Consider the following 6382-nt stretch of genomic DNA (forward strand, 5'->3'; position numbering starts at 1 on the left):
CCACCGATGACCGTTATCTCGCTTCTCTCTGGAAGGTTTCTCGTCGGCATCTTCAATCCCTCCCTGCTACTATTTTCATCTTGACGTTCTTTATAGGGGGTCTGGCCACGGGTATGTCAAGCCGGTCCATCGGCGTTCCGCTCCGCTGTGAGACAAGTAAAGCTCCGTTGAAGAGGCAGAAACGTCCCTGGCAGAAGCCCATCGCGAGATGAGTTAAGCGCTTGATTATCTGAAGGTCGGTTATACCACTCCTCACCACGTCATCCACCTTCTTCAGCGTAACCCCACAGCCACATATCTGGACGTCCTCCGCGTTGGAACCTTCGAGCGGGAGCTTTGGAATCGGCCTCGCTACCGGCTCGTATTCCTTAAGCTTCTCCTCGTAGATGCAGGGTTCTGCCCCAAGGCCGAACTCCCTGAGGATGTAGGCCCCGACGAGCTTGCCCTCAAGGTAGTTCGCGTAGTGGGGCTTTATGCTGATGGCACTTCCTGCCACGTAGATTCCGTCGCGGATTCTGTGGTTCGAGTCTATGACGGGTCTGTAGTAGCCACGTTTAAAGTAGAGTTTCCCACCGGCCTGCGTTATTGGGTTTATGTCGGGAATCCTGCCATCGGCCATAATCACGGCGTCAACCTCGTAAACGTTGCCGTTCTCGTCTATGAGGCGCTCAACTTTGTCGTTTCCTTCAACGCGCTTTGGATTGGGAACGATGATGTAATCTATCCCCCAGCGCTCGAGTTCGGCGGTTACCTCCTCCGGAAAGGCCCCAACGACAGCGACCTTCTTGCCCGGTGCAACGTTCCAGACGTTGATGACCTCAAGGGCATCACTCCTCCTGAAAACTCCAGGGTAATCGTTGTTCTCAAAGAGCATTATGGAATCAACGGCACCTGTAGCTAAAACAACGCGCTTCGCCATGAACTCTATCAGCTGGTCTTTTCTAACGGCAGGAACAAGGAAGTATTCGCCCTTGTCAAAGACACCGAGGACCGAGGTTTTTAGGAAAACCCTGACGTTCTCGGGGAAGTTTGTTAGCTTCTCTATTGCCTCCCTCGGGTTTCCAAAGCCCTCCTGCTCAACCCCCCTAAGCCACATGTCCCCTCCAAGCCAGCTCTTTTCCTCGATGAGCGCGACGGTAAGCTTTCCGCCAATTTCTTCAACAACGCCCAGCCCGGCTGGCCCTGCACCGATGACGGCAACGTCAACGACATAGCGGAGAACGGGCTTGTTCTCGTCTATTTCAACCTGCTCCTGGAACTCGTCATAGCGTTGTCTTTCAATCCTCATGCCGTCCTTAAGAGTGAGCTTCCTGCCGTTGACGTTCTTGACACCGTTCACCTTAACTGGAAGCGGGCCGAAGGTAAACGCCCCGCGGTGTCTGCCCTCAGTACTAGTTGTGAGCCAGTAAACGCCGTTAGCAAGCATAGCCACGGGGAACTTTTCGCCCTCATAAGCCTCGTAGGGCTCTCCCTCGAAGTAAATCGTGATTTTCTTAGAAGGATCCTTCTCGGTCAGGTCAAGCTGTCTCATATGACCACCCCGAAAATTTTACGGCCAGCGTTCGACTTTATACACCCATGCTTATAAACATTGGGTTGTGCAAGAATGGTTTAACTTGCAGAGAGCAGAAAAAACAGAACAGACTAATCATCTGGCGTGAATCTCCACTATATCTCCGTCCTCAAGCACGTGGTCTGCTCCAACTCTCTGACCGGGGAACTTGACGCTCTTACCCCAGACTCTCGCGTAGCGGAAGTTCTTGGCGAAGTCTTTGTGAATCCTTTCCGCCAAATCCATAACAGTTGAGCCCTTTTTGAGAGCAACGGGCGGATAGGCAGGTTCCTCCCCAGGACTCTTCGTGAAGACGCGGATTATTCCAGCCAACTCGTAGAGCTCGTCCTTGAGTTTGTCAAGGTTTATGCCCTTCTTGGCAGAAACGGGGACTATCTTAAAGCGGTCGCCGTAGGCCTTCACCAATTTCTCGTAGTTCTCCTTGCTCCCGGGAGCATCCCCCTTGTTGGCTATGATTATCGCCCGCCTCCAGACGAGGCTGTCATCTATCGCATCGGCGAACTCCTCCAGCGTTACCGGTTCTTTGACCGTGATTTCGGCGGAGTGAATCCTCTCCTCGCGGAGCATCTTCATGACCTCGTTTATGTCGCCCTTGATGTTCTCCTGACCGTTGATTACTATTCCACCCATGGCAGTCCTCTTTATTTCGACCCGAGGCTTCCTCTTGTTGACCTTTATCCCGGCCCTTTCGAACTCCCTGAGGAGGATTTCCATCTGCTTGAGCGGGTCCTGGGAGAGGTCAACCACGATGGCTATTGCATCGGCGTTCCTTATGACGCTCAACAGCTGGGGCCCCATTCCTTTTCCGAGCGCTGCCCCCTCAACCAGACCCGGAACCTCAACGAGCTGAATCTGAACGTCCTTGTGGTGCATCATCCCAGGGATGGGCTGGACGGTTGTAAAGGCGTAGTCAGCGACATCTGCCTCAACGTTGGTAAGGGCCCTCATGAGGGAGCTTTTGCCGACGTTTGGCAAACCGGCGAGAACTATCTGGGCGGCCCCTTCCTTTCTCACGGCCATTGAAGGCCCGCCACCGCCCTTCCTGAGCTGTCTCTGTTTCTCAAGCTCTTTTCTTAGCTCGGCCAGTTTTCTCTTTATGTGTAGCCTGAGCTTCTCCGTCCCCTTGTGCTTCGGAACGGTGGCATACATCTTCTCAAGGGCGCGAATCTTCTCTGGAATAGTCTTTGCGTTCCTGTATTCCTCCTCAGCTGCTAGATACTCTGCCGTCACGTTCGTTGGCATTCCTGCTCACCCCCGGCCCGGAACTAAAAGACGAACGGCGTTTTATAAACGTATGGTTATTTTGAATCGGCAAATTTATAAGGACTATCGAAAATTTTCCACGTCGGTGATGAATATGTCGAGAAGTGGTCTAGATGATATTGATAGAAAGATACTCATGATACTTCAGAGAAACAGCAGAACACCCCTTCGTGAGATTTCCAAGGAAGTTGGCCTTGCCGAATCAACTATTTACGAACGAATAAAGAAACTCAAAGACAGAGGGGTAATAAAAAAGTTCACAGTTATACTCGACCCTGATTCCTTGGGCTTTAAAATCCTCGCCTTCATCCTCATAAAAGCCCGCGCCGGAATGTACGGTCACGTCGCAGACGAGCTCAAAAAGTACCCCCAGATATGCGAGGTTTACGAAACAACTGGCGACTACGACATGCTTGTCAAGATTAGAACGAGGAGTAGCGAGGAACTCAACGAGTTCTTGGACAAGATTGGAAGCATCGACGGTGTCGAATCAACCCACACGATGGTTGTCCTGAAGACCCATAAGGAAACGACTGAGCTTCCCCTTTGAACATTTTTGCCCAGTTAGGGTTATAAGTTGCCGATGCTATTCTCCTTTGAACGCTTAGGGGGTGGTAGAATGAAGGTTATGTTTCTCAGCGCGAACGAATTCGAGGACGTTGAGCTGATTTATCCGCTCCACAGGCTCAAAGAAGAAAACCACGAGGTTTATATAGCGAGCTTCGAGCGCGGAAGGATTATTGGAAAGCACGGCTACACCGTGAACGTTGACCTCGCCTTCGACGAGGTTGACCCAGACGAGTTTGATGCCCTCGTCCTTCCTGGAGGCAGAGCACCGGAAAGGGTCAGGCTCAACGATAAGGCAGTCTCAATAGCCAAAAAGATGTTCGAGGACGGAAAGCCAGTCGCGACAATCTGCCACGGGCCACAGATACTAATCTCCGCAGGAGTGCTGAAGGGGAGGAAAGGAACGAGCTATGCTGGAATAAAGGACGACATGATAAATGCAGGCGTCGAGTGGGTTGACGAACCAGTAGTCGTTGACGGCAACTGGGTCAGCTCAAGGCATCCTGGAGATTTGTACGCCTGGATGAGGGAGTTCGTTAAACTGCTCCGATGAGAAACCGTTTTAAGCCTTCTCTCCCTTTTTCCCCCGGTGAAATGATGAACCGGTGGGAGCTGATAAGGGCTTTTCTGACGGGGCCATTAGTCGAGGCTACGGTTCCAAAACCTGGGAACGTGAGCAGGAAGAGGGATTTTGAGGATTTGAGCATCTACAACTTCCTCGTTGCATATCCAGCCCTGGGGAGTATCTATCATGAAGCTGTGAAGAGGGCCGAGTCCATACGCTCCGGCCTTTTGAGGCCAAACGAGGCCGGAATCGGAGAGCTCATAAGGAGAGGGGTAGAGGCAACGAAAAGGGTTCAGGATGCAAATCCTAACTTTGGAGTTATAGTCCTCTCGATTCCCCTAATCATGGGCTTGGCTCTAACGAAGAAAATCAAGGAAGGCAGGGAAAAAGCAAAGCTACTCATCGAGGAATCAACGGTAAGGGATACCATGGAGCTCTATAAGGCCATAAGAACGGCGAACCCAAAGGGCCTGCCAAGCGGTGTGAAGTACGACGTATATTCCGACAAAGCATTTGAGGAACTCTTCAGGGACAGGATAAACCTCCTGGAACTGGCGAAGATGAGCGCCGAGAGAGAGCTCGTCTTCGGGGAGTGGGTCAATGGTTACGAGCTCACGTACAGAACGTTTTCGAGAATAGCAGAGGAGCTTCCATCACCGTTGGAAGAAGCAATCCTCAGTGTTTTCATAGAACTTCTCTCTGAGAATATCGATACATTAATCCTCAGAAAGGCCGGAAGGGGCGAAGCAGAGCTCGTCATGGACAAAGCCCGGGAGGTTCGGGATGGAAGGTTGAGTTTGAAAGCGTTTGAGGAGTTTATGGGGGAAAAAGGCGACCTTAGGAACCCGGGCAGTTTGGCGGACATTACGGCAGTTTCGCTAAGCCTCCTCTTTCTAAGAGGTGCAAGGGTCGAAATGAGGAACGGAAAGGCCTGGCTGGTCACATCACGACGGTGAAACGTTTTGCAGCTGGAGCGTAGCCGAGGGCTTTACTGTCGATAACGACAGCGTCATTTCCAAGCTCATCGAGTATTCTAACCCTTAGCCCAGACAACTCAAGAACTTCCTCGTCGCCACCGAATTCCTCGTTTACCTGAGCCTTTATGAACTCGTAGGCTTTTCTGCCAACAAGAACAACGTCGGGCTCAAAACCATCCAGCTTGAGCTCGTTTGCCTTCTCCTCAACCAAGCTGAGAACTCGTATCAAATCCCCGCGCATTTTCAACACCATTCCTGCTTGGAAATCAATGCTTTAAGGGTTTTGGAAATTAAAGACCAAAAGCCCCTTTAATGCCGTTTATAATCATCTGGACTGCCATGGAAGTGAGAATTAGACCCATCATTCTGGTCAGGACCTTTATACCAACCCTACCGAGACGGGTCTTTATCACGTTTGCCGAACAGAGAACGAGCCAGACCGTGATACCTATGAGAACTATTGTTATCAAGACAGCAACTCTCTCCGAAAAAGTTCCGGCCTTCGCCATATAGAGCATGACCGTTGTTATAGCACCGGGACCGGAAATAAGGGGAATGGCCAGGGGGATTATGGCAACTTCCTCAAGGGTTACCACGTCCTCGTCGAACTCCTCCGTTTCTTCTCTGCTTATTTTGACCGAAGAAAGCCTTCCAGAGAGCATGTCCATGGCCATCCTGAAGAGAAGAATCCCACCTGCTATTGCGAAGGCATCGACGCTCGAACCGAAGAAGCGGAAGATCCACTGGCCGATTAAGGCGAAAACGAGGAGGGTAACAATGACAGTTACTGCCGTCTTTGTGACAATATCCCTTCGCTCCCCCAAACTTAGGTTATGGGTAACGCTCAAGAAGACAGGAACGGCTCCAATAGGGTTTGTTATCGCAAACAAGCCACCGTAGAGCAATATGAGATTTTTAAGGAAAGTTATGATGTCTATCATCTCATCACCAACCGAGCACGAGGAAGGGACTTTAAAAATTTAGTGGTTTTTTAGTAGTTTTTTCTATTTGTAGTTTTATAATCAGAAAAACTTATTAAGGTTTTTAAATTACAGATTTTGGTGATGTCATGGGACATTCAATCCATTACAAAACTAATATCGTCAGATGGAGTGGCTTTAGAGAGCTAGTGAAAAGGGTGGCTTATGGCATAGGCTACGAGGTTGAAGTTGAGAAGAACTACCTCGTGCTCAATCCGGGCCATCCTCTCGTCGAGCCCCTAATTATAGAGAAAAAGGGAATGGGCTTTGCCAAGACTAACCTGATAGAGCCTCACCACTCTATATACCTGCTGGTTCTTCACTCGGTTGCATTCTTTGGCTCCGTTGAGCTCTGGGAGGACTGAGAAAGATAAATTTCTAGTATCCTCACTGGCCTCGCCCCTCTAAAAGCCCGGTTCTCAACGAGAACCTTAACAACTCTTCCCGGTTCGGCATC

Annotated in this window: 9 protein-coding genes; 4 read left to right on the top strand and 5 right to left on the bottom strand. The window is 50.5% G+C overall.

Annotated elements, in window-relative coordinates; genetic code table 11:
* Positions 1–52: 52 nt before the first annotated feature.
* Together F7B33_RS00030 and F7B33_RS00035 are read right to left on the bottom strand one after the other, a co-directional pair.
* On the bottom strand, positions 53–1531 hold the full coding sequence (locus F7B33_RS00030; RefSeq protein WP_297072400.1) for an FAD-dependent oxidoreductase: 1479 nt from the start codon (positions 1529–1531) through the stop codon (positions 53–55).
* A gap of 117 nt (positions 1532–1648) precedes the next feature.
* Complete coding sequence (locus F7B33_RS00035) at positions 1649–2815, bottom strand: GTP-binding protein (RefSeq protein ID WP_297072402.1); 1167 nt, start codon at positions 2813–2815, stop codon at positions 1649–1651.
* Positions 2816–2930: 115 nt separating this feature from the next.
* On the opposite strand from F7B33_RS00035, the gene F7B33_RS00040 reads away from it, so the two are divergent.
* The 3 genes from F7B33_RS00040 to F7B33_RS00050 all read left to right on the top strand — a co-directional run bounded on the left by F7B33_RS00040 (position 2931) and on the right by F7B33_RS00050 (position 4924).
* A complete protein-coding gene (locus F7B33_RS00040; protein WP_297072406.1) occupies positions 2931–3386 on the top strand; it encodes an Lrp/AsnC family transcriptional regulator in 456 nt (151 codons plus the stop codon).
* Between the two features lie 69 nt (positions 3387–3455).
* Positions 3456–3956 (top strand): deglycase PfpI, encoded by a 501-nt coding sequence (pfpI, locus tag F7B33_RS00045; protein ID WP_297062932.1) that lies wholly within the window; start codon positions 3456–3458, stop codon positions 3954–3956.
* Positions 3957–4000: 44 nt separating this feature from the next.
* Positions 4001–4924, top strand: coding sequence for a triphosphoribosyl-dephospho-CoA synthase (locus tag F7B33_RS00050; protein WP_297072403.1), 924 nt, complete (start codon positions 4001–4003; stop codon positions 4922–4924).
* Here F7B33_RS00050 and F7B33_RS00055 read toward each other — a convergent pair.
* Both F7B33_RS00055 and snatA read right to left on the bottom strand, forming a co-directional pair.
* Positions 4908–5186, bottom strand: coding sequence for a family 4A encapsulin nanocompartment shell protein (locus F7B33_RS00055; RefSeq protein WP_297072409.1), 279 nt, complete (start codon positions 5184–5186; stop codon positions 4908–4910). The genes F7B33_RS00050 and F7B33_RS00055 overlap by 17 nt on opposite strands.
* 49 nt (positions 5187–5235) lie before the next feature.
* Positions 5236–5886 (bottom strand): neutral amino acid NAAT transporter SnatA, encoded by a 651-nt coding sequence (snatA, locus tag F7B33_RS00060; RefSeq protein WP_297072405.1) that lies wholly within the window; start codon positions 5884–5886, stop codon positions 5236–5238.
* A gap of 128 nt (positions 5887–6014) precedes the next feature.
* On the opposite strand from snatA, the gene F7B33_RS00065 reads away from it, so the two are divergent.
* Complete coding sequence (locus F7B33_RS00065; protein ID WP_297062937.1) at positions 6015–6290, top strand: TonB-dependent receptor; 276 nt, start codon at positions 6015–6017, stop codon at positions 6288–6290.
* On the opposite strand, the gene F7B33_RS00070 is transcribed toward F7B33_RS00065, so the two are convergent.
* A partial coding sequence (locus F7B33_RS00070) for a DUF2101 family protein (protein ID WP_297072411.1) occupies positions 6245–6382 on the bottom strand: 138 nt, incomplete at its 5' end. The two genes, F7B33_RS00065 and F7B33_RS00070, sit on opposite strands and share 46 nt — an antisense overlap.

This window comes from Thermococcus sp., from assembly GCF_015523185.1.
Taxonomy (GTDB): domain Archaea; phylum Methanobacteriota_B; class Thermococci; order Thermococcales; family Thermococcaceae; genus Thermococcus.